At 69.7% G+C, this 25,406-nt stretch carries 25 protein-coding genes; 15 read left to right on the top strand and 10 right to left on the bottom strand.

Annotated elements, in window-relative coordinates:
* Positions 1–236: 236 nt before the first annotated feature.
* Genes ABD798_RS17190 through paaI form a run of 3 tightly spaced genes read right to left on the bottom strand, consistent with a single transcriptional unit; the run spans position 237 to position 2,501 of the window.
* Positions 237–833, bottom strand: coding sequence for a TetR/AcrR family transcriptional regulator (locus ABD798_RS17190; protein WP_344875902.1), 597 nt, complete (start codon positions 831–833; stop codon positions 237–239).
* Positions 826–2,130 (bottom strand): phenylacetate--CoA ligase PaaK, encoded by a 1,305-nt coding sequence (gene paaK, locus ABD798_RS17185; RefSeq protein ID WP_344875900.1) that lies wholly within the window; start codon positions 2,128–2,130, stop codon positions 826–828. The genes ABD798_RS17190 and paaK overlap by 8 nt, the downstream gene beginning before the upstream one ends.
* Complete coding sequence (paaI, locus tag ABD798_RS17180) at positions 2,127–2,501, bottom strand: hydroxyphenylacetyl-CoA thioesterase PaaI (protein WP_344876340.1); 375 nt, start codon at positions 2,499–2,501, stop codon at positions 2,127–2,129. Before paaI ends, paaK begins: the two co-directional genes overlap by 4 nt.
* Before the next feature lie 118 nt (positions 2,502–2,619).
* On the opposite strand from paaI, the gene ABD798_RS17175 reads away from it, so the two are divergent.
* Together ABD798_RS17175 and ABD798_RS17170 are read left to right on the top strand one after the other, a co-directional pair.
* Complete coding sequence (locus ABD798_RS17175; RefSeq protein WP_344875898.1) at positions 2,620–3,786, top strand: thiolase family protein; 1,167 nt, start codon at positions 2,620–2,622, stop codon at positions 3,784–3,786.
* 25 nt (positions 3,787–3,811) lie between these two features.
* On the top strand, positions 3,812–4,660 hold the full coding sequence (locus tag ABD798_RS17170; protein WP_344875896.1) for a 3-hydroxyacyl-CoA dehydrogenase family protein: 849 nt from the start codon (positions 3,812–3,814) through the stop codon (positions 4,658–4,660).
* Positions 4,661–4,836: 176 nt separating this feature from the next.
* Here ABD798_RS17170 and ABD798_RS17165 read toward each other — a convergent pair whose 3' ends face one another.
* Positions 4,837–5,601, bottom strand: coding sequence for an SGNH/GDSL hydrolase family protein (locus ABD798_RS17165; RefSeq protein WP_344875894.1), 765 nt, complete (start codon positions 5,599–5,601; stop codon positions 4,837–4,839).
* 110 nt (positions 5,602–5,711) lie between these two features.
* Here ABD798_RS17165 and paaZ point away from each other — a divergent pair, with 110 nt between their 5' ends.
* The 11 genes from paaZ (at position 5,712) to ABD798_RS17110 (ending at position 15,893) form a co-directional block, all read left to right on the top strand.
* Positions 5,712–7,745, top strand: coding sequence for a phenylacetic acid degradation bifunctional protein PaaZ (gene paaZ, locus ABD798_RS17160; RefSeq protein ID WP_344875892.1), 2,034 nt, complete (start codon positions 5,712–5,714; stop codon positions 7,743–7,745).
* The gene (paaA, locus tag ABD798_RS17155) at positions 7,738–8,667 is read left to right on the top strand and encodes a 1,2-phenylacetyl-CoA epoxidase subunit PaaA (protein ID WP_344875890.1); all 930 of its coding nucleotides are present in this window, start codon (positions 7,738–7,740) and stop codon (positions 8,665–8,667) included. The genes paaZ and paaA overlap by 8 nt, the downstream gene beginning before the upstream one ends.
* On the top strand, positions 8,664–8,951 hold the full coding sequence (gene paaB / locus ABD798_RS17150; protein WP_086830146.1) for a 1,2-phenylacetyl-CoA epoxidase subunit PaaB: 288 nt from the start codon (positions 8,664–8,666) through the stop codon (positions 8,949–8,951). Before paaA ends, paaB begins: the two co-directional genes overlap by 4 nt.
* A gap of 7 nt (positions 8,952–8,958) precedes the next feature.
* Positions 8,959–9,843 carry a 1,2-phenylacetyl-CoA epoxidase subunit PaaC gene (gene paaC / locus ABD798_RS17145; protein WP_344875887.1) on the top strand — a complete coding sequence of 295 codons (885 nt, stop codon included), beginning with the start codon at positions 8,959–8,961 and terminating at the stop codon, positions 9,841–9,843.
* Positions 9,837–10,328: a 1,2-phenylacetyl-CoA epoxidase subunit PaaD gene (gene paaD, locus ABD798_RS17140; RefSeq protein WP_344875885.1), complete on the top strand. Its 492-nt coding sequence runs from the start codon at positions 9,837–9,839 to the stop codon at positions 10,326–10,328. Before paaC ends, paaD begins: the two co-directional genes overlap by 7 nt.
* Before the next feature lies 1 nt (position 10,329).
* The gene (gene paaE, locus ABD798_RS17135) at positions 10,330–11,385 is read left to right on the top strand and encodes a 1,2-phenylacetyl-CoA epoxidase subunit PaaE (protein ID WP_344875883.1); all 1,056 of its coding nucleotides are present in this window, start codon (positions 10,330–10,332) and stop codon (positions 11,383–11,385) included.
* Positions 11,386–11,437: 52 nt separating this feature from the next.
* Positions 11,438–11,653 carry an MbtH family protein gene (locus tag ABD798_RS17130; RefSeq protein WP_344875881.1) on the top strand — a complete coding sequence of 72 codons (216 nt, stop codon included), beginning with the start codon at positions 11,438–11,440 and terminating at the stop codon, positions 11,651–11,653.
* A gap of 161 nt (positions 11,654–11,814) precedes the next feature.
* Positions 11,815–13,323 carry a serine/threonine-protein kinase gene (locus ABD798_RS17125; RefSeq protein ID WP_344875879.1) on the top strand — a complete coding sequence of 503 codons (1,509 nt, stop codon included), beginning with the start codon at positions 11,815–11,817 and terminating at the stop codon, positions 13,321–13,323.
* A 142-nt stretch (positions 13,324–13,465) separates the two neighbouring features.
* A complete protein-coding gene (locus tag ABD798_RS17120; protein WP_344876356.1) occupies positions 13,466–13,627 on the top strand; it encodes a hypothetical protein in 162 nt (53 codons plus the stop codon).
* A 122-nt stretch (positions 13,628–13,749) separates the two neighbouring features.
* Entirely contained in the window at positions 13,750–14,901 is a 1,152-nt protein-coding gene (locus ABD798_RS17115) for a serine hydrolase domain-containing protein (protein ID WP_344875877.1), read from the top strand.
* A gap of 215 nt (positions 14,902–15,116) precedes the next feature.
* A complete protein-coding gene (locus tag ABD798_RS17110) occupies positions 15,117–15,893 on the top strand; it encodes a DUF2310 family Zn-ribbon-containing protein (RefSeq protein WP_344875875.1) in 777 nt (258 codons plus the stop codon).
* Between the two features lie 99 nt (positions 15,894–15,992).
* Here the strand turns inward: ABD798_RS17110 and ABD798_RS17105 are convergent, their stop codons facing one another.
* From ABD798_RS17105 to eat, 6 genes are read right to left on the bottom strand one after another with little or no spacing between them, the layout of a single operon-like run.
* Positions 15,993–16,757 (bottom strand): 3-oxoacyl-ACP reductase, encoded by a 765-nt coding sequence (locus ABD798_RS17105; protein WP_344875873.1) that lies wholly within the window; start codon positions 16,755–16,757, stop codon positions 15,993–15,995.
* Positions 16,758–16,762: 5 nt separating this feature from the next.
* Positions 16,763–18,115 (bottom strand): aldehyde dehydrogenase family protein, encoded by a 1,353-nt coding sequence (locus ABD798_RS17100; RefSeq protein ID WP_344875871.1) that lies wholly within the window; start codon positions 18,113–18,115, stop codon positions 16,763–16,765.
* Positions 18,112–18,840 (bottom strand): gamma-glutamyl-gamma-aminobutyrate hydrolase family protein, encoded by a 729-nt coding sequence (locus ABD798_RS17095; RefSeq protein WP_344875869.1) that lies wholly within the window; start codon positions 18,838–18,840, stop codon positions 18,112–18,114. Before ABD798_RS17095 ends, ABD798_RS17100 begins: the two co-directional genes overlap by 4 nt.
* Complete coding sequence (locus ABD798_RS17090) at positions 18,821–20,179, bottom strand: glutamine synthetase family protein (RefSeq protein WP_344875867.1); 1,359 nt, start codon at positions 20,177–20,179, stop codon at positions 18,821–18,823. Before ABD798_RS17090 ends, ABD798_RS17095 begins: the two co-directional genes overlap by 20 nt.
* A 36-nt stretch (positions 20,180–20,215) precedes the next feature.
* Positions 20,216–20,935, bottom strand: a complete 720-nt coding sequence (locus ABD798_RS17085; RefSeq protein ID WP_344875865.1) for a FadR/GntR family transcriptional regulator — start codon at positions 20,933–20,935, stop codon at positions 20,216–20,218.
* Positions 20,932–22,362, bottom strand: a complete 1,431-nt coding sequence (gene eat, locus ABD798_RS17080; protein WP_344875863.1) for an ethanolamine permease — start codon at positions 22,360–22,362, stop codon at positions 20,932–20,934. The genes ABD798_RS17085 and eat overlap by 4 nt, the downstream gene beginning before the upstream one ends.
* A 241-nt stretch (positions 22,363–22,603) precedes the next feature.
* On the opposite strand from eat, the gene ABD798_RS17075 reads away from it, so the two are divergent.
* Positions 22,604–23,326 carry a hypothetical protein gene (locus ABD798_RS17075; protein ID WP_344875861.1) on the top strand — a complete coding sequence of 241 codons (723 nt, stop codon included), beginning with the start codon at positions 22,604–22,606 and terminating at the stop codon, positions 23,324–23,326.
* Between the two features lie 78 nt (positions 23,327–23,404).
* Positions 23,405–25,387: a DNRLRE domain-containing protein gene (locus tag ABD798_RS17070; protein WP_344875859.1), complete on the top strand. Its 1,983-nt coding sequence runs from the start codon at positions 23,405–23,407 to the stop codon at positions 25,385–25,387.
* The last annotated feature ends 19 nt before the right edge of the window (positions 25,388–25,406 follow it).

Here is a 25,406-nt window from a genome sequence, read left to right as displayed (position 1 = left end):
CCAATGGGGCCTTCGGGTACTTCGAACGCACTGAAAGGGTCGTTGGGGGAGTTGAGGTACCTGAAAGGGTCATTCAGGGCTTCAGCGCGGCCGCTGAGGGCGGGGATGTGCGCGGAAAGTGTTGGGGATGGGGGAAACGGCGAGCTGGGCCGTGTTCTGCGAGTCGTCTGGTGTGGGGGTCTTCAAGACCACCCAACCCCCGCCGTCGTCAATGGAAGCTCCAACCCCGGGCGAGGCTAGGGGGCGCGGAGGCCTGCGAACGCGAGGGTGCAGACGGCGTCGGCGAGGGCGTCCTGGGTGATGTCGCCGCGCGGGCGGTACCACTCGATCACCGAGTTGATCATGCCGAAGAGCAGGCGGCTGGTGGTGGAGGGATCGATGTCGGAGCGCAGGTCACCGTCGTCGGCGGCCTGCTGCACGAGATCGGTGACGAGTTGGTCGAACTCGCGGCGGCGGGCCAGCGCGGCGCGTTCGACCTTGGTGTTGCCGCGAACGCGGAGCAGCAGCGTGACGAAGGGCAGGCGCTCGACGAGCACGGCGACGCTGCGCCGCACCACGTGTTCCAGGCGGTCGATCGCCCGGCCCTCCTGGGAGCGCGCCTCCAGCGTCACCGCGAACAGGCCGTCCAGCGCGCGGTCGACGGCCAGCCGCAGCAGCTCCTGCTTGCTGGGGACGTGGTGGTAGATCGCGGACTTGGTGATGCCGAGCTTGCGGGAGAGCTCCTCCATGCTGGTGCCGTCGTAGCCGCGCTCGTTGAACAGCTTCACGGCGATGGCCAGCAACGACTCCAGGTCGTACCCGGGGCGCCCGCGCCGGATGCTCTGCTCAACCATCGTGCCGCCGATCGATCACACGCCGCAGCTTACCGACCGAGCGCTCCAATGTGGACGGTTCGACGATCTCGACGTCCACGGTGACGCCGACGCCGTCCTTGATGGCGCGCAGCAGCTCGGTCGCGGCGCCGGGGAAGTCCTGGCCGGGCGCGGACTCCACGCGCACGGTCATGTGGTCCATCCGTCCGCGCCGGGTCAGCAGCAGCTGGAAGTGCGGGGCGAGCCCGCGCGTGCGCAGCACGATCTCCTCGATCTGCGTGGGGAAGACGTTCACCCCGCGCAGGATGATCATGTCGTCGCTGCGCCCGGTGACCTTCTCCATGCGCCGCATGGGTCGCGCGGTCCCGGGCAGCAGCCTGGTGAGGTCGCGGGTGCGGTAGCGGACGACGGGCATGGCCTGCTTGGTCAGCGAGGTGAACAGCAGCTCGCCGTGCTCGCCGTCGGGCAGCGCCGAGCCGGTGGAGGGGTCGATCACCTCGGGGTAGAAGTGGTCCTCCCACACGTGCAGGCCGTCCTTGGTCTCCACGCACTCGCTGGACACGCCGGGGCCGATCACCTCGGACAGGCCGTAGATGTCCACGGCGTGGATGCCCATCCGCTGCTCGATCTCGGCGCGCATCTGCTCGGTCCACGGCTCCGCGCCGAAGATCCCGGTGCTCAGCGAGGAGGTGCGCGGGTCGATGCCCTGCCGCTCGAACTCCTCCAGCAGCGTCAGCATGTAGGAGGGCGTGACCATGATGATCTCGGGCTCGAAGTCGGTGATGATCTGCACCTGGCGCGTGGTCATGCCGCCGGAGGCCGGGATCACGGTGCAGCCCAGGCGTTCCGCGCCGTAGTGCGCGCCGAGCCCGCCGGTGAACAGGCCGTAGCCGTAGGCGACGTGCACCTTCTGGCCGGGGCGCCCGCCGGCCGCGCGGATGGAGCGGGCCACGACCTCCGACCACATGTCGATGTCGCGCTGGGTGTAGCCGACCACGGTGGGCTTTCCCGTGGTGCCACTGGAAGCGTGCAGCCTGCGCACGTCCTCCTGCGGTACGGCGAACATGCCGAACGGGTAGTTGTCGCGGAGGTCTTCCTTGGTGGTGCACGGGAACTTCGCCAGGTCTTCGAGCCCCCGGCAGTCCTCGGGGTGCACGCCCGCCTCGTCGAACTTCTTGGTGTAGAGGGGAACGTTGCGGTAGGCGTGCGCGAGTGTCCACTGTAGACGTTCGAGCTGGAGCGCGGTCAGTTCGTCGCGCGACATCCGCTCTGCCGCGTCCAGGCTCGCCGGATCGGGGGCGGGGCCGAGTCTGCTCATGAACGTTCTCCGATCACCCTGCTGCGGCCCCGGAACTCGGCGATGAGCCGGTCCCCGCTGTGCACGGACACGTCGTAGATGCCGCTGCGGCCGTAGCGCGCCCGCTCGACGGCGACGGCGGTCAGCTCCTCGCCCTCCTCGGCCGCCGCGACGAAGCTGATGTCCGCCCCCGCGGCCACGGTGACCGGGCCGTGGCTGTTGCACGCGAAGGCGAAGGTCGAGTCGGCGAGCAGGAAGACGTGGCCGCCGTGCACGATCCCGTGCCCGTTGACCATGTCCGCGGTGATCCGCATCCGGGCGCTCGCGTGCCCGATCCCGGCTTCCACCAGCTCGATCCCCGCCGCGCGCGAGGCGTTGTCGGCGTCGTACATCCGCCGGACGGGGTCGGGCACCTGCGGCTGTGACACTCGCTGACCTGCCTTGCTGGCTGACCGACTGTTCGGTTAAGAATGTGGATCTGCAATCGGGGTGTCAAGAGCGGAGGACGGCATGTCCGAGGTGTTCCTGGTCGACGGTGTCCGGACCCCTCAGGGCCGCTACGGCGGCGCGCTCGCCAAGGTGCGCCCCGATGACCTGGCCGCACTCGTTGTCGGGGAGGTCGTGCGGCGCTCCGGAGTTCCCGCCGACGCCATCGACGAGGTGATCCTCGGAGCCGCGAACCAGGCGGGGGAGGACAACCGCAACGTCGCGAGGATGGCGGTCCTGCTGGCCGGGCTGCCCGAGCACACGCCCGGCTACACGGTGAACCGGCTCTGCGCCTCCGGGCTGACCGCCGTCACCTCCGCCGCGCAGGCGGTGCGCGCGGGTGAAGCTGACGTGGTCGTCGCGGGCGGCGTCGAGTCGATGACGCGCGCGCCGTGGGTGATGGCCAAGCCCGGGACCCCGTGGGCGCGTCCGGGCCAGGTCTTCGACACCTCGCTGGGCTGGCGGTTCACCAATCCCGAGTTCGACGCGAAGACCACGCTGTCGATGGGCGAGACGGCCGAGGAGGTCGCCGCGCTCGACGGCATCACGCGCGCCGACAGTGACGCTTTCGCGCTGCGCAGCCACCAGCGGGCCGTCGCGGCGGTGGACGCGGGCCGCTTCGACGCCGAGATCGTGGCCGTCGGCGAGGTCGCCGCCGACGAGGGACCGCGCCGCGAAACCACCCTGGAGAAGTTGGGCAAGCTGCGCACCGTCTTCCGCGAGGACGGCATCGTGACCGCCGGGTCGTCCTCGCCGCTGTCCGATGGCGCGTCCGCGATCGTGGTGGCCAGCGCGGAGGCCGTGCGCCGGTACGGGCTGACCCCGCGCGCTCGCGTGATCACCGGCGCGAGCGCGGGCGTGTCCCCGCACGTGATGGGCATCGGCCCGGTTCCCGCGACGGAGAAGGCGTTGGCGCGCGCGGGCTGGGGGATCGGCGACCTGGACGCCGTGGAGCTGAACGAGGCCTTCGCCGCGCAGTCGCTGGCCGTGGTTCGCCGCCTGAAGCTCGATGAGGACCGGGTGAACGCCGACGGTGGCGCGATCGCGCTGGGGCACCCGCTCGGCTCGTCCGGCTCGCGCCTGGTCGTCACGCTGCTCGGGCGGATGGAGCGCGAGAACGCCCGTCGCGGCCTCGCCACCCTGTGCGTCGGCGTCGGCCAAGGCGCTGCCCTGCTCGTCGAAGCCGTGTGACTGGAAGCCGTCTTAGGGAGCTGACATGGGACCGCAAACCGTTGGTGTGATCGGCGGCGGGCGCATGGGCGCGGGCATCGCCCAGGTCTTCGCCGCAGTGGGCTCCGGCGTCACCGTCGTGGAGAGCTCCGCCGAGGCCGTCGCCGCCGCGCGTGACCGCCTCGCGACCGGCCTGAGCAGGGCGCACGAGCGCGGCAAACTCGACGGTGAGCCCGCCGAGGTGCTCGCTCGCGTGGTCTTCGTGACCGAGATCGACGCGCTGCCCAGGGACGCCGAGCTGGTCGTCGAGGCCGTGCCCGAGGTGATCGGCCTCAAGCTCGACGTGCTCGTCGCCGCCGAGCAGGCCGTCGGGGACGCGACCGTGCTCGCCACGAACACCAGCTCGCTGTCGATCACCGAGATCGGTGCCGCGCTGGCCAGGCCGCACAACTTCGTGGGCATGCACTTCTTCAACCCCGTGCCCGCGTCCACGCTGATCGAGATCGTCAGCGGTCCGGAGACGGCGCCCGCGACCACGAAGCGCGCCCTGGACTGGGTGCACGCGCTCGGCAAGACCGAGGTGCTGGTCAAGGACTCGCCCGGCTTCGCCACGAGCCGCCTCGGCGTGCTGCTCGGCCTGGAGGCGATCCGCATGCTGGAGGAGGGCGTCGCCGACGCGGAGTCCATCGACCGCGCCATGGAGCTGGGCTACCGGCACCCCATGGGTCCGTTGCGCTCCACCGACCTCGTCGGGCTCGACGTGCGCCTGGCGATCGCGGAGTACCTGCACAAGACGCTCGGCGAGCGCTTCGCCCCGCCCGCGCTGCTGCGCGAGAAGGTGGCTCGCGGAGAACTCGGCCGCAAGTCCGGCAAGGGCTTCCACGACTGGAGCTGAGCCCTTCCCAGCCAACTCACCCCAGCGCTCCCCGGTCACCTCCCAGCCGGGGTTAGGCAGTCTTCAAGACCCACAAACCCCCGCCCCAGAGGTCTCTAACCGCCACAAACTCGAACGTAGGGGGCGGTTAACGACGATCGCGGCGGGGGTTTGCGGTACTTGAAGACGCACAAACCTCAGCGGGCCTGGCGCACCACCAGCTCCGCCACGGCGGTCATGCCCGCGAGGTTCGGGTGGTAGCCAGCTCGACCGCCTCCTGGCTGGTACTTCTCCATCCACGGGCTCGCCGAGCACGCATCGTGCGCCGCGCTCGCACCAGCGGCGTCCACGACAGGAGCCCCGGCGCGGCGGGTCGCGGCGGCGAGACGCTGAGCCACGCTCCGCTCGAAGTCGACCTGCGCCTGCGTCAACGGCACGCCCGTGCACGCCGTGCGCGAAACCACGGTCAGGTAGTTGACCAGCAGCACCTTGGCGCGCGGAGCCTTCTGTCGCACGGCGGTCACCACGTTGCCGATCTTGGTGTGCACGGTCGTGAGCGCGCGGTCGATCGCGGCCTGGTCGACAGTGCCGCACTGCGAACCGCCGCTGGTCTGGCACGAGTACGCGAAGAGGCTGCCGATGTAGTTCACGTCGTTGCCGCCGATGGTGATCGTGACGAGCTTGGTGTTCTCGGTGACCGCGTTGACCTGGTTGTTCAGCACATCAGCTGTCGTGGCGCCGCTGCACGTGGCGTCGGTGAGCGTCAAACGAAGCTTGGCGGCGGCCTGGCTGGCGTAGTTCCTCGCCGACCGTCCGCACGCGGGCGGGCTGCCGGGCTGCGTCGGCGTGATGCCGGGGCCCGCCGCGAAGGAGCTGCCGAGCGCGACGTAGTCGGCGGCAGCGGGCGCGGCCAGGCCGGACGCGGTGACGGCCAACGCGAGAACTGTTGCGAGAACGGTCATGAGCAGGAGCCTAAGAGTCTCTGGCTGAGAGGGCTCGGCGCTGCTACCGTACGCAGAGAACCTGAACGAACGGTCGGTAAGTCGTGCCTCATCGAGGAGGTTGGTCGTCCATGGCCCCGCTGCGCAGTTACGTCTCCGGTGGTTGGCAGGCACCGGCGGAGGACGGCGTTCCGCTGCACGACGCGGTGACCGGGGAGCTGATCACCAGCGTCTCCAGCAAGGGCATCGACCTGGCCGCCGCGCTCGACCACGGGCGCCGGACGGGCGGTCCCGCGCTGCGCGAACTGACCTTCCACCAGCGGGCCGCGTTGCTGAAGGCGCTCGCGTCGTTCCTGCGCGAGCACCGCGACGAGCTGTACGCGCTCTCCGCGCGCACCGGCGCCACCCGCACCGACTCGATGATCGACATCGACGGCGGGATCGGCGTGCTCTTCGGTTACGGCAGCAAGGGCCGCCGGGAGATGCCCAACGACACCGTCTACGTCGATGGCAACCTGGAGCCGCTGAGCAAGGGCGGGACCTTCCTCGGTCAGCACATCTGCACGCCGCTGCGAGGGGTCGCCGTGCAGATCAACGCCTTCAACTTCCCGGTGTGGGGCCCGCTGGAGAAGCTCGCGCCCGCGTTCGTGGCCGGTGTGCCGACGCTGATCAAGCCCGCCGAGCAGACCTCCTACCTGACCTCGCGGCTGGTCGAGCTGATCCTGGAGTCCGGACTGCTGCCCGAGGGCTCCGTGCAGCTCGTCTGCGGCAGCACCGGCGACATGCTCGACCACCTCACCGAGCAGGACCTGGTCGCCTTCACCGGCTCCGCCTCCACCGCGCAGCTGCTGCGCGCGCACCCCCGGATCATCGGCAACGCCGTGCGGTTCACCGCCGAGGCCGACTCGCTGAACTGCTCGATCCTCGGCCCTGACGGCAAGGCGGGCACTCCGGAGTTCGACCTGTTCGTCAAGGCGCTGGCCAACGAGATCACCACCAAGGCCGGGCAGAAGTGCACCGCGATCCGCCGCGCGTTCGTGCCCACCGAGCTGATGGACGACGTCTCCGAGGCGGTCAGCGCGCGCCTGGCCAAGGTCAAGGTCGGCAATCCCACCAGCGACGGCGTGCGCATGGGCGCGCTGGCCAGCCTGGAGCAGCGCGAGGAGGTCCGCCGCTCGCTCAAGGCGCTCATGGAGGTCGGCCGCCCCGTCTTCGGCAGCCCGGACCACGTGGACCTCGTCGACGCGGACGCCGAGCGCGGCGCGTTCATCTCGCCGATCCTGCTTCGCGTCGACGACACCTCCTGCGCTCAGCCGCACGAGGTCGAAGCATTCGGCCCGGTGTCCACGCTGATGCCCTACACCTCCACCGACGACGTGATTTCCCTTGCGGCGCGCGGAAAGGGCAGCCTGGTCGGCTCGGTCGTCACCGGCGACACCGCCTTCGCCCGCGACGTCGTGGTCGGCGCCGCCGCCTGGCACGGACGCATGCTCGTGCTCGACACCGACTCCGCGAAGGAGTCCACGGGGCACGGCTCGCCGATGCCGCACCTGGTGCACGGCGGTCCCGGGCGCGCGGGCGGTGGCGAGGAGATGGGCGGCATCCGCGGCGTCCTGCACCACATGCAGCGCACCGCGATCCAGGGCAGCCCCAAGGTGATCACCGCGATCACCAACCGCTGGACGACCGGCGCCGACCGCACCGTCGACGGCGTGCACCCGTTCCGGAAGTCCTTGGCGGAGCTGAAGATCGGTGACACCGTGGTCGGCGGGCCGCGCCTGGTGACGCAGGAGGACGTCGACCACTTCGCGGAGTTCACCGGCGACAAGTTCTACGCGCACACCGACGCCGAGGCCGCCGCCGCGAACCCGTTCTTCGACGGCATCGTCGCGCACGGCTACCTCGTGGTGTCGTTGGCCGCAGGGCTGTTCGTCGACCCCGCGCCCGGCCCCGTGCTGGCGAACTACGGCCTGGAGAACCTGCGTTTCCTTACGCCGACTTATCCCGGCGACGAGCTGACCGTGACGCTCACCGCGAAGCAGATCACGCCGCGCGCGGACGCCGAGCACGGTGAGGTGCGGTGGGACGCGGACGTGACGAACCAGAACGGTGAATCCGTTGCCAAATACGACGTCCTGACCTTGGTGGCGAAGACCCATGGATGAGCTGCTTGAGCACTTCGAGCGCACGGTCGAGCGGGACCAGCGCATCGAGCCCCGCGACTGGATGCCCGAGGGCTACCGCAAGACGCTGATCCGGCAGATCGCGCAGCACGCGCACTCCGAGATCATCGGCATGCAGCCCGAGGGCGCCTGGATCACACGCGCGCCTTCCTTGCGGCGCAAGGCGATCCTGTTGGCGAAGGTGCAGGACGAGGCGGGGCACGGGCTCTACCTCTACGCCGCGACCGAGACGCTGGGCGTGGACCGCTCCGAGCTGACCGAAAACCTCATCGAGGGCAAGCAGAAGTACTCCTCGATCTTCAACTACCCCACGCCGAGCTTCGCCGACGTCGGCGTGATCGGCTGGCTGGTCGACGGCGCCGCGATCTGCAACCAGGTCCCGCTGTGCCGGACGTCGTACGGGCCCTATGCGCGGGCGATGATCCGCGTGTGCAAGGAGGAGTCCTTCCACCAGCGGCAGGGCTACGAGCTGCTGATGACCATGATGCGCGGCAGCAAGGCGCAGCGGGAGATGGTGCAGGACTCGGTGAACCGCTGGTGGTGGCCTTCGCTGATGATGTTCGGCCCGCCGGACGGGGACTCGCCGAACACCGCGCGGTCGATGGCGTGGCGGATCAAGCGGCACACCAACGACGAACTCCGGCAGAAGTTCGTGGACATGTCGGTGCCGCAGGCGGAAAAGCTCGGCGTCACGCTTCCCGACCCCGAGCTGAAGTGGAACGCCGAGCGCGAGCACTACGACTTCGGCGAGCCGGACTGGGCCGAGCTGAAGCGCGTGATCTCCGGCGACGGTGCCTGCAACGCCGAGCGCGTCGAGCACCGCCGCAGGGCGCACGAGGACGGCGCGTGGGTCCGCGAGGCGGCGCTCGCCCACGCGGCGAAGAAGAAGGGGGTTGCGGCATGAGTCGTGGAGCCTGGCCGTTGTGGGAGGTCTTCGTGCGCGGCAGGCGCGGACTGAACCACGTGCACGTCGGGTCGTTGCACGCGGCCGACGCGCAGATGGCGGTGACCAACGCCCGTGACCTCTACACGCGCCGCAACGAGGGCGTGAGCATCTGGGTGGTGCCCGCCGAGGCGATCACCGCGTCCAGCCCGGACGAGAAGGACCCGATGTTCGCGCCGAGCGGGGACAAGGTCTACCGGCACCCCACGTTCTACGACATCCCCTCCGACGTCCCGCACATGTGAGGCAGCCGTGAACAACGCCTACGACGGGCTGAACGAGGAGCACGGCGACGACGCGCGCTGGGCCTACGGCACCGGCTTCGCCGACGAGCTGTCCACTGTGGACAGGGCACTTCCGTCCACTGTGGACAAAGCGGATCTCGCGGCGTACGCGCTGATGCTCGGCGACGACGCGCTCGTGCTGGCACAGCGGACCAGTGAGTGGTGCTCGCGCGCGCCCGAGCTGGAGGAGGACGTCGCGCTGGCCAACATCGCGCTCGACCTCCTCGGGCAGGCGCGGTTGCTGCTGACTCGTGCTGGTGAGGCGGGTTCGCGGCCCTCGGAGGCGCCGTCGCACGTGCCCGATGAGGACGCTCTGGCGTACTTCCGCACGGCTTCGTCGTTCCGCAACGTGCGGATGGTCGAGCTGGCCAACGGCGACTTCGCGGACACCATCGCGCGGCTGTTGTTGTTCTCCTGCCAGCGTTTGGCGTTGTTCACGCGGCTCTCCGCCTCCGCCGACCCGGTGATCGCGGCCGTTGCGGCCAAGGGGGCCAAGGAGCTGTCCTACCACCGCGACCACGCCGCGCGCTGGACCGTTCGCCTCGGCGACGGAACCGAGGAGTCGCGCCGCAGGATGATTGCCGCGCTCGACCGTGTGTGGCCGTACCTGGACGAGCTGTTCGTGGCACATCCCGTTGAGCTTCGCCTTGCCGGAGTCGCGGTCGACCCGGCTTCCTTGCGGTCCGAAGTGGACGGTGTGCTGGACCAGGTCTTCGCCGCCGCGACGCTGAGCCGCCCTTCGGTTTCCCCCGCGGAGGGCGGAGGTCGCGACGGCAGCCACACCGACGCCCTCGCGGAGGTGCTCGCGGAGATGCAGGTCCTCGCGCGCGCTCTGCCGGAGGCGACGTGGTGACCGCACAGGACGTCGTCGGGACCGTCACCGATCCCGAGCTGCCCATGCTGTCCCTCGTGGATCTCGGTGTGGTGCGCGACGTTCGCGAGGAGAACGGGCGCGTGGTCGTGGTGATCACGCCGACGTACTCGGGTTGCCCGGCTCTGGTGGAGATGCGGGACGACCTCGTGAACGCTCTGCGCACCAACGGTTTCGAGGACGCTGAGGTGCGCACGGTGCTCAGTCCGGCGTGGACCACGGACTGGATGACCGAGGAGGGCCGCCGCAAGCTCGCCGAGGCCGGTATCTCCCCGCCCGCGCGGGTCGGCCCGCGATCGGTCGGCCCAGTGCCACTGAGCCTTGACCCGCCCGCGCGTCGGCTTAGTTGCCCGCAGTGCGGCTCGCGCGACACCGAGGAGCTATCTCGGTTCAGCGCGACCGCGTGCAAGGCGCTGCACCGCTGCCGTGCCTGTCGCGAGCCGTTCGAGTACTTCAAGGAGATCTGACGTGGCACGCCCCGTGTTCCACCCTCTGCGCGTGGCCGACGTCGAGCGACTGTGCGACGACGCGGTCGCGGTCACCTTCGACGTGCCCGACGAGCTGACGGAGGTCTTCGCGTTCCGCCCCGGCCAGTCACTCACGCTTCGCCGTGACGTCGACGGTCGCGACGAGCGCCGTTCGTACTCGATCTGCGCTCCGGCGGGCGCGCGGCCCAGAGTCGGCGTGCGCGAGGTTCCGTCCGGCCTGTTCTCTACGTGGCTCGTGCGCGACGTGAAGCCCGGTGACGAGATCGAAGTGCTTCCGCCCACGGGGTCGTTCACCCCCGACGTGGACGTGCCCGGCCACCACGTGCTGATTGCGGCGGGCTCCGGCATCACGCCCGTGCTCTCTATCGCCGCGTCCGTGCTCGCGCACCCGAAGTCGCGTGTGACCGTGCTCTACGGCAATCGCCGGTCCGGCACGGTGATGTTCGCGGACGAGTTGGCGGACCTTAAGGACCGCTACCGCACGCGTTTGGAACTCGTGCACGTGCTGTCGCGCGAAGCACGTGAAGCGGAGCTGTTCTCCGGGCGGCTTGATGAGGCGAAGCTGCGCGCGCTGCTGCCACTACTGCTTGATGTGGCCGATGTCGACCACTGGTGGCTGTGCGGCCCCTACGGCATGGTCACTGACGCTCAGCGGCTGCTGACATCGTTTGGAGTGCCCGAAGGGCGCGTGCACCAGGAACTCTTCTATGTCGATGAACCGGTTGTCACCCGCCACGACGAGCCCGTGGTGGACGGACCGAGCGCCAAGGTCACCGTGGTGCTCGACGGGCGTTCCACGGAGGTGGCGCTGCCGAAGGGCACGGTCATCCTCGATGGTGCACAGCGCGTGCGGCCTGACCTGCCGTTTGCTTGTAAGGGCGGCGTGTGCGGCACGTGTCGCGCGAAGGTCGTCACCGGTGAGGCGGCCATGAAGCGCAACTTCGCGCTGGAGCGCTCCGAGGTGGCCGCGGGCTTCGTCCTGACCTGCCAGACCCTCGCGGTCTCCGACGAAGTCACTGTCGACTTCGACGCCTGAATTGGTCAGAGTGGTAGTGCCCGAACGTGCTCATCAGAGGAGAACCTGCGTCATGACCAACCCCTTCGAGGACCCGGACGGCCGCTACCTGGTGCTGGTCAACGACGAGGGACAGCACTCGCTGTGGCCGTCGTTCAGCGAGGTGCCCGCCGGGTGGACCGTGGCGCTGGCCGAGACCGGCCGCCAGGAGTGCCTGGACTACGTCGAGGCCAACTGGACCGACATGCGCCCGCGCAGCCTCGCCGAGCGGATGGACGCCGGTAAGTAGCGCCCGCCCAGCCACCCCCCGTTCGTCGCGCGCTGGGCCGAACGGGGGTGGCGCTGTCAGCGTTCGCTGAGGGTTTGCCCAGGCAGACAGGGCCCTTCAGGCCGTCTGCCCTCATTCGATAGTGTGTACCGGCCGCCTGGGACAGTCCGGGGCGGGCGCGGTTGAGGAGTGATGCCGGTATCGACGAGGGCCACCTCATCGCCGGCCATTACCGGCTGGTCTCCAAGATCGGCTCGGGCGCGATGGGCGTCGTGTGGCGGGCGAGGGACGAGCGCCTCGACCGCATGGTCGCGGTCAAGCAGCTGCTGGTGCAGCCCGGGCTGAGCGCGGAGGAGACCGACAACGCGCGCCGCAGGGCGATGCGCGAGGGCCGCATCGCCGCCAGGTTGCAGCACCCCAACGCGATCACCCTCTACGACGTCGCCGAGCACAACGGCGACCCGTGCCTGGTGATGGAGTACCTGAAGTCGCAGAGCCTCGCCGAGATCCTCGGCGACCGGGGCCCGCTCTCACCGCGCGAGGTCGCCGCCATCGGCGCCCAGATCGCCGCCGCGCTCTCCGCCGCGCACACCGTCGGCATCACCCACCGCGACATCAAGCCCGGCAACGTGCTGATCACCGACAGCGGGGTCGCCAAGATCACCGACTTCGGCATCTCGCGCGCCGTCGGCGACGTCCAGGTGACCAGGACCGGCATGCTCGCGGGCACCCCCGCCTACTTCGCGCCCGAGGTGGCGCGCGGCAACGACACCGGCGGGCCGAACTCCGACGTGTTCTCCCTCGGCGCCACCCTCTACGACGCCGTCGAGGGCCAGCCGCCGTTCGGCAGCTCCGACAACCCCCTCGCGCTGCTGCACGCCGCGGCCGCGGGCGAGGTCATCCCGCCGCGCCAGGCCGGGCCGCTGACCGCACTGCTGATGTCCATGCTGCGCCCCGACCCGCGCGAGCGCCCCAACATGGCCCAGGTCGGCACCGCGCTGGCCGGTCTCGCCGCCGGGCGCGCCCCCGCCGTGCCCGTCGCCCACGCGGCCGCCGCGCGCACGCAGAGGGTCGACCACGGCCACCACGCTCCGCCACCGCGCCCTGCCAGCTACCCCTCGCGCCCCGCCGCCAGCGCGCCGACCAGGCAGAAGCAGCAGCCCGTCAAGGCCAAGCGCTCGCCGGTCCTGCTCGTGCTGCTGCTCATCGCCGTCGTCGGCGGTGGCGGCTACGGCGTGTACCGCCTGCTCGACCGGCCCTCGGTCGGCTCCGGCAGCTCCGGCTCCGGCAACACCGGCGGTGCTTCCGGCGGCGGCAGCTCGTCCTCGTCCGCGCTGTCCTCCAAACCGGCGATTCCCGGGGCGACCACCCCGCCCGACAGCCCCGTCGAGCTCGGCGGGGCGGGGCAGTTCGTCGTGGACTTCTACGTCGGCTCCACCGACCTGCAGACGCGGTGGGACATGCTGACCGCGGGCGCGCAGGCGGGCTTCGGCAGCCGTGCCGACTTCGACGCCCACTGGAAGCAGTACCCGCGGATGTACTCCAACACGGCCAGGGGCGCGGGCCAGGACGCCGACAAGGCGTGGAAGGTGTCGATCCAGGTCACCTTCGCCCAGGGGCGGACCGAGCCGCGCGTCATCCGCGTCACGAAGGTCGGCGGCCAGTACAAGATCGACTCCGACCCGCGCTGAGCCGCTGGTCGTCCCCAGGCGGTGTCCACTGTGGACGCTCCGGCGCCCTCGGCGCGGGCGCCCACCGATCCGGCCGCGACCGTGGCCGATCTCTGCCGGGGGAGAGATGACGCCGTTAGCGGCGTAGGGGACAATGTGTGAGGTGGACGTCAAGAAGATCCTCACGCTCGCAGCCATCGCGCTGGTCCTCTACCTGCTGCTCAACGACCCGCAGGGCGCTGCCAACGGCGTGCAGAACGTCTTCGGCTGGCTGCGGGACGCGGCGCAGGCGGTGATCACGTTCATCCAGCGGCTCTTCGCCTGACGCCGAACGCCGCCACGCCCTGAGGAAAACCCCACCCCATCTCGGCGGACAACCTCAGGGACTTCCCGCCCCCGGCGAAGGACAGTGGTTCTCACACCACACACCCTCGCGGAGGTCGGAAGATGAAGCACGCGCGTCGAACGCTCGCAGCCGCTCTCGCGGTGGTCCTGCTGCTCGGCACGACGGCGCCCGCGCTCGCGGCTCCACCGGGCCTGGCCGAGGTCCAGCGCAACCTGGACCTGCTGACCACCGCGGACGGTGTGCCTGGAGCCTTGGCGCACGTGCGCGACGGCGACGGCCGGGAGCGCACGCTGACCTCGGGCACCGCCCAGATCGGCACGGGCAGACCGATGACCGGCGCGCGCGACACGTTCCGGATCGCCAGCGTCACCAAGCCCTTCCTCGCCGTGACACTGCTCCAGCTGCGGGTCGACCTCGACGCGCCGGTGGAGCGCTACCTGCCCGGCGTGGTGCGCGGCAGGGGTGCGGGCGCGGCCATCGACGGACGCCGGATCACCGTTCGCCAGCTGCTCCAGCACACCAGCGGCATCCCCGAGTACAGCCGCGCCTTCGACTGGTCCAAGCCGTTCCCCGACCAGCCCGTCGGCTACCTCGACCTCGCGCTGGCCCTCGCACCCACGGGCGAGCCGGGGCAGCGGTGGGCGTACTCCAACACCAACTACCTCCTCGCCGGGATGATCGTGAACCGCTTGGCGGGCAAGGACTTCCGCGCGGTGACCGAGGAGCGCGTCCTTCGGCTGCTCGGCATGACCGCGACCTACTGGCCCGCCAAGACCGAGTACGCGCTGCGCGGAGGGCACGCCCAGCACTACGGCGTGCACCCCGCCAACCCCGCCGCCGGAGTCGTCGACATCACCAGCTTCCCCGGCTACGAGCTCGGCGCCAGCGGTGGGCTGGTGTCCACCCCCGCCGATCTCGCGCGCTTCTGGCGAGGCTTGGAATCCGGCCGCCTCCTACCGCGCCACCTGGTCCGCTCGATGACCGCCGACATGCGCCCCGTCGAGGGCCAGGACTTCTCCTACGGCCTCGGCATCGGCTCCATCCCGCTCAGCTGCGGCGGCTCCGTCCTGGCGCACAGCGGCGACGTCCCCGGCGTCACCACCTACTCCGGCCACTCCCCAGCCACCCGCCCCCACGCCTCCGGCCCCCGCCCAGACCGCACGGTGACCGTCTTCATCACCACCAACTCCAACACCGCCGAGCGCGCCCGGCACCTCACCGCAGCCTTCGACGCCGCCTTCTGCTCCCGCTAACCCACCCACCCCAGACCTCCGCGCGCACACAAATCCGCAAACCCGGCGCAAGCCCACCAGCACACCCAACAGCACCCGTTTCGTACTCCTAGCGGGAGAAAGAGCGTTCCCAGGGGCTGCTATGAGTACGAAACGGAGCGGGGGGGGCGAGGGGTGGGGTACGGGGACAGTGGAAATCCGTCGTCGGCGGGCGGGAGTGGTGCGATGATCCCGGCGTGGTCCACGTCGTGCAGCTGACCTTCGCGAAGACTGGTGTGCCAGCGGTCGCCGATGAGGACGCCAGGGCCGACGCGGTCAACGGGCTGCTGGGCGCACTGCGGCAGAACGGCCAGATCCTCGGCCTGGAGTGGCCGATCTTCGACACCGGCACGGAGTACCGCGTCGTGGTGATGGTGCCCGAACCGGTGAGCCTCGATCCGCGGCTGCACAACCAGTGGGTCCGTCGCGACCTGGACGGTCTCACTCCGGCGGGGTTGGACACACCGCTGGTAGAGGTTCTGGGCTTGGACCCCGGAGGTGCGCAGCCGTGCGACTGCCAAGCACCCAGCGGGTATCTGTTGTGGACCACGTTCACGAACCTGGAGTCGCCACTGCGGTGCTTGGACTGCTTCGGGCCGATCCCGCTGTACCGGATTCCCCCGACGGATCACTCCGGCTACAACCGCGTCCTGTCCTGGCAGTCCGACTACCAGGCGTGCGACACGCTGCAGATGAACTGCTCGACCCTGGAACACCCCAGCCTGGCCGAGATGAGCGGCCCGCACAGCAGCCTGACCCAACGCGGTCGTGAGATCTGCGCCCAGATCGTCGAGTCCACCGGCCGCCCGACCTACTACTACCTGTTCCGGTACTCCGGGCGGAGGCCTCACAGGGAGGAACGACTCACGTGCCCGTTCTGCCATCGCGGTTGGCGGTTGGCCAAACGCCTGCACGATGAGTTCGACTTCCGGTGTGACCACTGCCAGCTGGTGTCCAGCCGCGCCTGCCGCTGATCCCCACCAGAACCCCTCGATCCGCTCAGCGTGGACTGAAGTACCCAATGTGGCTTTGGTTACGTCTGGCGTAACCAAAGCCACATTGGGTCGGCAAACCTAGAGGGGGGTGACGTAGGCGCCGGAGATGCCGCCGTCCACGAGGAACTGGGAGGCGGTGATGAAGGACGAGTCGTCGCTGGCGAGGAAGGCCACGGCGGCGGCGATCTCGGTGGGTTCGGCGAAGCGGCCGAGCGGGACGTGGACGAGGCGGCGGGCGGCGCGCTCGGGGTCCTTGGCGAACAGCTCGCGCAGCAGCGGGGTGTTCACCGGGCCGGGGCACAGGGCGTTGACGCGGATGCCCTCGCGGGCGAACTGCACGCCGAGCTCGCGGCTCATCGCGAGGACACCGCCCTTGGACGCGGTGTAGGAGATCTGCGAGGTCGCGGCGCCCATCACGGCCACGAACGACGCGGTGTTGATGATGGAGCCCTTCCCGGCCTCCTGCATGTACGGCAGCACGTACTTGCAGCACAGGTACACGGAGGTGAGGTTGATCTGCTGGACCCGCTGCCACGCCTCGATGCCGGTGGTGAGGATCGAGTCGTCCTCGGGCGGGGAGATGCCCGCGTTGTTGAACGCGATGTCGATGCGCCCGTGCATACCGTGCACGGCCGCGTACAACCGCCGCACGTCCTCCTCGTTGGCCACGTCGGCGTACTGGAAGTCGCCGTTGACCTCCTTCGCGGCGGCCTCGCCCGCGGACGAGTCGAGGTCCACGATGACGACCCTCGCGCCCTCCTCGGCGAAGCGCCGCGCGGTGGCGAGCCCGATACCGCTGGCCCCGCCGGTGATCACGGCGACCCTGTCCTGGAGACGTTGCATGACCCTCATTCCTCCGTTGCCACAAAGACGTTCTTGACCTCGGTGAACCCGTCCAGCGCGTCGGGGCCCAGCTCCCGGCCGAGGCCGGACTGCTTGAAACCGCCGAAGGGCGTGGAGAAGCGCACCGAGGAGTGGGAGTTCACCGACAGGTTGCCCGCCTCGACGGCACGGGAGACGCGCAGCGCCCGGCCGACGTCGCGGGTCCAGATCGAGCCGGACAGGCCGTACTCGGTGTCATTGGCCAACCGCACGGCATCGGCCTCGTCCTCGAACGGCAGCACGGACACGACGGGGCCGAAGACCTCCTCGCGCCACGCGCGGTCGCGCTCGTCCAAGGGCAGCAGAACCGTCGGCGGGAACCAGAAACCCGGACCGGTGGGGCACGAGCCCCGGAACGCGACCCGATCGGAGTCCACGTAGGACGCCACGCGGTCGCGCTGCGTCGAGGAGATCAGCGGACCCATCTCACTGTCCTCAGTGGACGGATCAAGGACGCGGACGCCCTGCACAGCGGGTTCGAGCAGCTCAAGGAAGCGGTCGTAGACGCTGCGCTGCACCAGGACGCGCGAGCGCGCGCAGCAGTCCTGGCCCGCGTTGTCGAAGACGCCGTACGGAGCGGTCGCGGCGGCCTTCTCCAGGTCGGAGTCGGCGAAGACGATGTTGGCGCTCTTCCCGCCCAGCTCCAGGGTCACCCGCTTCACCTGGTCCGCACAGCCCGCCATGACCTGCTTGCCGACCGTGGTCGAGCCGGTGAACACCACCTTGCGCACATCGGGATGCGTGACGAAGCGCTGTCCGACAACGGAACCACGGCCCGGCAGCACCTGGAAGACGTCCTCGGGAATCCCGGCGGAACGAGCCAGTTCGGCGAGCCGGATCGCGGTCAGCGGGGTCAGCTCGGCGGGCTTGAGCACCACCGTGTTGCCCGCCGCGAGCGCGGGCGCGAAACCCCACGAGGCGATCGGCATCGGGAAGTTCCACGGCACGATGATCCCGACCACGCCCAGCGGCTCGCGGAAGGTCACGTCGAGCCCGCCCGCGACCGGGATCTGCCTGCCGAACAACCGCTCGGGCGCGCCGGAGAAGTAGCGCAGCACGTCGCGGACGTTGCCCGCCTCCCACCGCGCGTTGCCCAGGGTGTGCCCGGAGTTGGCGACCTCCAGCCGCGCCAAGTGCTCCAGGTCGGCGTCGACGGCCTCGGCGAAGCGCGCCAGCAGCCGTGCGCGATCTGCCGGAGCCACGGCGCGCCACGCCGGGCCTGCCTTGACCGCGCGCTCGATCGCGGCATCGGTCTCGGCCTCGCCCAGCAGTTCGACCTCGGCCACCACCTGCTCGGTGGCCGGGTTGATGACCTTCATGACGGCCTCCTGGCAGCCTCAGTGAACGCGGCGAACAGCCGCACGTCGTCAAGGGTTTCCTCGGGGTGCCACTGCACGCCCACCACGAACTCGCGCCCCGGCAGCACGACGGCCTCCACCGTGCCGTCCTCGGCCCAGCCGGTCACCACGAGCCCCTCACCGACCGCGTCCAGCGCCTGGTGGTGGTAGCAGCGAACTGTCACTTGCGCGCCAAGCACACTGCCCGGCAGCTGTTGCTCGTCGAGCCGCACCGACACCGGACCGAACACGCCCGGCGAGATCCTGTGCGTGTCGTTGTTGACCACGTCCGGCAGGTGCTGGTGCAAGGTCCCGCCGCACGCGACGTTGAGCAGCTGGGCACCTCGGCACACCGCGAGCACGGGCATGTCGGCTGCCAACGCGGCCCGCAGAAGCCGGTGCTCCCAACGGTCCCGTTCGGGCCGGACGCCGATGGTCTTCGGATGTGCTTGCGCGCCATAGCTTTCCGGTGTCAGGTCGGCGCCTCCGGCGAGCAGGAGCCCGTCGAGCCTGCGCAGCACGGGCGCCGGGTCGACATCCATCGGCGGCAGCAGCACCGGAATCGCACCGGCCTTGGTCACCGCGCTGAGGTAGTTCTCCGGCAGCAGCGCCGCGCGGCGGCTCCAGTCGCCCCAGCTCGTTTCCTCCAGGTACGTGCTGATGCCGATAACGGGGGACTCAGAGATGTCAGAGGCGTTCGAAACCACGCACCCGCTCCCAGTCGGTCACGGCGGCGTCGAAGGCGGCCTGCTCCACGCGGGCAGCGTTGACGTAGTGCTCGACCACGTTGTCGCCGAACGCGGAGCGCGCGATCTCGCTGGCAGCGAACAACTCCGAGGCCTCGCGCAGCGTCGTCGGCACCCGCTCGGCATCGCTGGCGTAGGCGTTGCCGGTGAGCTCCTCCGGCAGCGGGAGCTTCTTGTCGATCCCGTCGAGCCCCGCCGCGATCAGCCCGGCGACCGCGAGGTAGGGGTTCACGTCGCCGCCGGGCACGCGGTTCTCCACGCGCAGCCCGGCGCCCTTGCCGACCAGCCGCAGCGCGCATGTGCGGTTGTCCCGGCCCCACGCGACGGCGGTCGGCGCGAAGCTGCCTGGCACGAAACGCTTGTAGGAGTTGATGTTCGGCGCGAACAGCAGCGTGAGTTCGCGCAGTGCGGCGAGCTGGCCCGCGAGGAAGTGCTCGGCCATCTCCGACATCCCGTGCGGGCGGTCACCGGCGAAGACCAGCTCGCCGTCGGTGCCGCGCAGGCTGATGTGGATGTGGCAGGAGTTGCCCTCGCGCTGGTCGTACTTGGCCATGAAGGTCAGGCTCATGTCCTGCTGCGCCGCGATCTCCTTGGCGCCGTTCTTGTACAGCGCGTGGTTGTCGCACGTGGTCAACGCGTCGGCGTAGCGGAAGACGATCTCGTGCTGGCCCAGGTTGCACTCGCCCTTGGCCGACTCCACCTTCAAGCCCGCGCCCGCCATGCCGTTGCGGATGGCGCGCAGCAGCGGTTCCACCCGCGCGGTGCCCAGCAGCGAGTAGTCCACGTTGTACTGGTTGGCAGGGACGAGCCCGTCGTAGCCCTTGTCCCACGCCTGCTCGAAGGTGTCGCGGAAGACGATGAACTCCAGCTCCGTGCCGACCATCGCGGTCAGCCCGCGCTCGGCGAGCCGCTCCAGCTGCGCGCGCAGGATCTGCCTCGGCGAGGCCGCGACCGGGCTGCCGTCCTCCCACAGGACGTCGGAGAACAGCAGCGCGGTCCCCGGCTGCCACGGCGTCCTGCGCAGCGTGGTCAGATCGGGGTCCATCGTGAAGTCGCCGTAGCCGGTCTCCCACGAGGACATCGCGTAACCGTCCACTGTGGACATCTCGACGTCGACGGCGAGCAGGTAGTTGCACGCCTCGGCGTGGTGCGGCAGCACGTCCTCCAGGAAGTGCCGCGCGTCCAGGCGCTTGCCCTGCAACCGGCCCTGCATGTCGGTCATCGCGAGCACGACGGTGTCGATCTCACCGCGCTCGACCAGCTCTCGCAGCTGCTCGACGGACAACGGAGCGTGGGACACGGACTGCCTCCCAATGGTCTGAAAATGGACCTTATTTCAGGACAGGAAGCCGCGCAAGAGCGCGGCGGTGCCTTCCAGGTGCTCGGCCATGGCCACGCCCGCCCGCTCCGCGTTGCCCGCGAGGATGGCCTGCACGATGCCGCGGTGCTGTGCGTGCGAGTGCTCGATGTTGTGCTGCAGCAAGGGAATCGCGTCCAGCAGCTCGTTGACGCGCATCCGGTTGTCCGCCACCGCGGACGCCAGCGACGTCGAGCCGGTGATCTCGGCGATCGCCAGGTGCAGCCGCGAGTCGAGCTGCCGGTAGGTGCCTTCGTCGGAGTTCTCCACCTCGGCCTGGATGGTGACGAGGTGGTCCCGCTCCCGCGCGGTCAGCGCGCGGGCCGCCGCCGCGCGCGCCGCGCCGACCTCCAGCACGTCGCGATAGGTCAGCACGTCGTCGAGGTCGGTCGGCATGCTCGCGACGACCTTGGCCAGCGCGTCCGGGTCGTGCGGCGCGGAGCTGGAGCGATAGGCGACGAAAGTGCCGCCGAAGCGCCCGCGCCGCGACTCCACGTAACCCGCCTGCTGCAACGCTCGGATCGCTTCGCGCAGCGTCATCCTGCTGACGCCCAGCCGCGTCGCCAGCTCGCGCTCCGGGGGCAGGCGCTCGCCCGTCGGCACGATGCCGAGCTTGATCGCCTGGAGAATGCGCTCGACGGCCTCCTCGAAGGCGTTGCCGCTGCGGACCGGCCGGAACACCGCGTGGTCGATGTTCATTCCAGGTCGGCCTCGGCGCGGCGGATCGCCTCGAACTCCTCCTCCGGCGCTTGCGCGACGAGGCGGTGGCGGCTGTAGAACCAGAAATAGGCAAGCGCCGCAACGAGAATCCCCGCCGTGATCCCGGCGGCGGCGATGTCGACCAGGAACGTGGCCACCACGGCCGCGCAAGCGAGCACGAGCGCGATCCCGGTCGTCACGACGCCGCCGGGCGTGCGGTAGGGCCGGGGCAGGTTCGGCTCGCGCACGCGCAGCACGATGTGCGAGACCATCAGCAGCACGTAGGAGACGGCCGCCCCGAACACCGCGATGTTGATCAGCTTCGCGCCGTTCTGGGTGATCGCCGCGAGCGCGAACCCGATCGTCGCCGGGATGATCAACGCGAGGTACGGGGTCTTCCTGCGCCCGGTCAGCGACAGCGCGCGCGGCAGATATCCCGCGCGGGACAACGCGAACAGCTGCCGCGAGTACCCGTAGATGATCGAGAAGAAGCTCGCGACGAGCCCGGCGAGGCCGATGTAGTTGACCACGCTCGCCAGCACCGAGTTGCCGCCGTAAGCCGTGCGCAGCGCGTGCACCAACGGGTTGTCGGAGGTCATCAGCGTCTTGCTGCCCGCACCGCCGGGGGCGACGACGAGGATGAGCGCCGCGAACACCAGCAGCACCAGCATCGCCGCCACGATGCCCTTCGGCATGTCCTTCGCCGGGTCGCGGGCCTCCTCCGCCGCGAGCGGAACCCCTTCCACCGCAAGGAAGAACCAGATCCCGTAGACGAAGGCCGCGAGTACGCCCGCTATGCCGAACGGCAGGAACGTGCTGGCTCCCACCGCGTCCGTCGGCGGGATGTCGAAGAGCTTGCCCCACTCGACCGCGGGCAGCATGCCGATCACGAAGACCAGCAGGCCGACCACGGCGACCCCGGTGATCACGAACATCAGCTTCAGCGCCTCGCCGACGCCGTAGAGGTGCACGCCCACGAAGATCGCGTAGCAGACCAGGTACACCGGCCAGGAGTTCGTGAGCCCGAACAGCCCCAACGACTCCACGTACCCGCCGATGAACACCACGATCGCGGCCGGCGCGATCGTGTACTCGATCAGGATCGCCGTGCCCGTCGCGAATCCGCCCAGCGGCCCGAGCGCTCGCCGCGCGAAGCCGTAGCCCGCGCCCGCGACCGGCATCGCCGATGCCATCTCCGCGAGGCCGAAGACCATGCAGGTGTACATCAGCGCCATGCACGCCGTCGCCAGCAGCAGGCCGCCCCACCCGCCCTGCGCCAGCCCGTTGTTCCACCCCGAGAAGTCCCCGGAGATCACGTAGGACACGCCGAGCCCGGCCAGCAGCACCCACCCGGCCCGCCCCGTGCGCAGCTGCCGCTTCTCCAGATAGCCCTGCCCGACGTCGTCGTAGTGCGCGTCCCTGCTCACCGACCGCCTCCAGCCCTCGCAAATAGTCCATTGTCAGACCATTGCCGCCGCGTGTGAGCGAGGTTACAAACCCTCGCCAGGCTGTCAAGGGCCATGGTCCTCCGAACGGCCGATTGCGTCAGGGGTGTGCCCGCGGTGAAGCTGTGTCGGCTTTCGTGACGGTTTGCGCGCTATGGGGGGCTCGCTGCCGCAACTGTCCAAGGGGGAAGTTGTGCGTTCCAGCGGTGTGCGGCGATTCGCCGTGCCGTTTTCACTTGCGCTGACAGCATTTCTGCTGTTTCCAGCGCTGCCTGCGGTCGCGGCGACGCCACCGGCCGAGCCCGTTGAGCTGGGCATCGAAGGTGGTCTGATCCCGTGCGCCGTGGGACCGGCGCGGCCTTTCGTGTTCACCAGGGCTCCGCAGCTCAGCGCGCGCGTTTCAGCCGGTGACGGCGGCTTCCTCGACGTCGGGTTCCGCGTGCTCAAGGGGACTGCCGCCGCGCACACGTGGGACGGCAACGAGCAGCGCGTGACCGACACGCCGTCCGGTTCCTTCGCCCAGGTCACTGTCGCCGCTGGCCTGATCGAGGACGGTCAGGTCTACACCTGGCACATGTGGGCGGAGAACTCCGCCGGGCGTGCTTGGTCGAAGTTCTGTGAGTTCGAGGTCGACAGCGTCCCGCCGGTCGCCCCCGAGGTGTCCTCACCGGACTACCCAGAGGCGACCGTGAGGCCCGGACCAGGGAAGCCAGGCACTTTCACCTTCCATGCCAACGGAAGCACCGATGTGCCCTACTACGAGTACACCTTCGGGGACAGCTCCGGCCCATGGACCTCAGCGCCCGCGACCGGGCTCGGTGGACCGGCATCGGTGACGTGGGTACCACCGCGCGAAGGCGGCTACTACCTCTCGGTGCGCTCCCGTGACCGCGCGGGGAACATCTCGCCCACCAGGCAGTACGGCATCCGGGTGCTGCCCGCGTAACTCATCGGGCTTTGGCGCTGGCGTGTGGATGGGGGTCCGCATGCCTTTCAATCAGGGGGAAAGGTGCATTGCAGGGGGATGTGGCGTGCTCGCACGCCCGTATTAGGCGTGCTCGTCGCGCTGTTAGCCGGGGCGTTGGTAGCTCCGGCGGCGCAGGCGAACACCGGGTCCATGACCACGGAAACCACCGAGGTCGTCGCGAATCCAGACGGCAGCCACACGTGGACCGAGCACCTTCAACCGGTTCGTGTCCGTCGCGGCTCGGGCTGGGTGCCAGTGGACTTGAAGCTGGTCAAGCGCTCGGACGGCACGATCGCGCCAGCAGCGGCACCGGTCGACCTCCGGTTTTCCGCTGGGGGAGCAGGAAACCGTGCTCCGCTCGTGGTCCTCGGACGTGATTCGCGCGAGGTGGGACTGAGCTGGCGCACTGAGCTCCCGGCGCCGGTGCTCGACGGCTCGCAGGCGGCCTACCGCGAAGTCCTGCCCGGCGTGGACCTCGTCGTGCGCGCCGAGGTCGAAGGCTTCCGCCAGGTCTTGGTCGTCAAGTCCGCGCAGGCGGCGAACAACCCGGAACTGCGCAAGATCGCGTTCGGCCAGCACACGAAGGACGTCACCGTGCGCCAGTCGAGCGCCGCGCGGTCGCGGACGATCGGCGGCCTCGAAGCGGTGGACCGCACAGGCTCCGTGGTGTTCTCCGGCGACGCGACGCGGATGTGGGACTCCTCCGGCACGGCTGGTGGAGTCACCGGCCCCGGCGAGGGCGGGCGGAGTGCCGTGATGGGCGTCGAGCTGTCCGCGAGCGATATCGCGATCAGTCCGGACCAGGGCTTCCTCGGTGACGCCGCGACGAAGTACCCGGTGTTCCTCGATCCGGAATTCTCTTGGCACGGCGGGAAGAACCACCACGCCGTCGTGCAGTCGGCCTGGCCTGACGCCCGGAACTACGACCGCACCGACGGCGACCTCAACGAGCTGAAAGCGGGCTACGCGCAGGAGCGCGGCAAGACGTTCAACTCCCGCTCCTTCGTCGAGATGGACGCCTCCGCCATGCGCGGCAAGCAGATCTTCTCCGCGACGCTGCGCACTCGGGTGATCCACTCGCACAGTTGCTCCGGCGGCCCGACCGAGGCATGGCTGACCGGCCCCATCGGCCCCGACACGACCTGGCTCCAGCAGCCCGCGTGGCACTACCAGGTCGACAACGTGGCCGTCTCGAACAACGCCCGGTACTGCCCGTCGCACGGCGGCTCCGAGTTCGACGTCACGCGCGCGGTGCAGCAGGCCGCCGCCGAGAACTGGCAGCACGTGACCATCGGGCTCCGCGCCCGCAACGAGGGCGTCGACACCGAATGGCGCCGCTACGAGGTGAATCCCGCCTTGGTGGTGCGCTACAACTCCCCACCGGACGAGCCCGCTGAACTGAGCATGGAAGGCGGTTTGATCCCCTGCGCCACCGGGCCGGAGCGACCCGTGGTCTTCACCAAGACACCGAGGCTGCGGGCGCGGTTGTCCGATCCGGACGGTGGCCTGATGGACGCCGGTTTCCGTGTGCTGCAAGGAACTGCGGACAAGCACACGTGGGACGGCAACGAACACCACGTCGCCGACGTTCCGTCCGGCCTGTTCGCGGAGGTCCAAGTCCGAGACGGAGTGATCCCGGGGCACGGCGTCTACGCGTGGCACGTCTGGTCCGGCGATTACTCCACCAGCCGCTGGTCCAAGTTCTGCGAGTTCGAGATCGACACCGTGCCACCGGGCCTGCCGTCGGCCGTTTCGAAGGAGTACCCCGAAGGCGTGCAGTCGCCAGGCGTCGGCAAGCAGGGCCTGTTCACGCTGAAACCCAACGGCAGCAACGACGTCCGCCAGTACCGCTACACGTTCTCCGAGTGGGAGAACGACGAGCCGACACAGGTCATCGATGCCGTTCATCTCGGTGGTGAGGCCACCGTGACCTGGACGCCGACCAAGGCGGGGACCCACTTCCTGATCATCCGATCGGTCGACCGGGCCAAGAACTTCTCGGAGATCCTCCGGTACGAGATCCGCGTCAAGTCCACTTAGCCTTTCGCGCAAAGGAAAT

Source organism: Allokutzneria multivorans (assembly GCF_039537405.1).
Lineage (GTDB): Bacteria > Actinomycetota > Actinomycetes > Mycobacteriales > Pseudonocardiaceae > Allokutzneria > Allokutzneria multivorans.
This window is presented reverse-complemented; position numbering and strand designations above follow the sequence as displayed.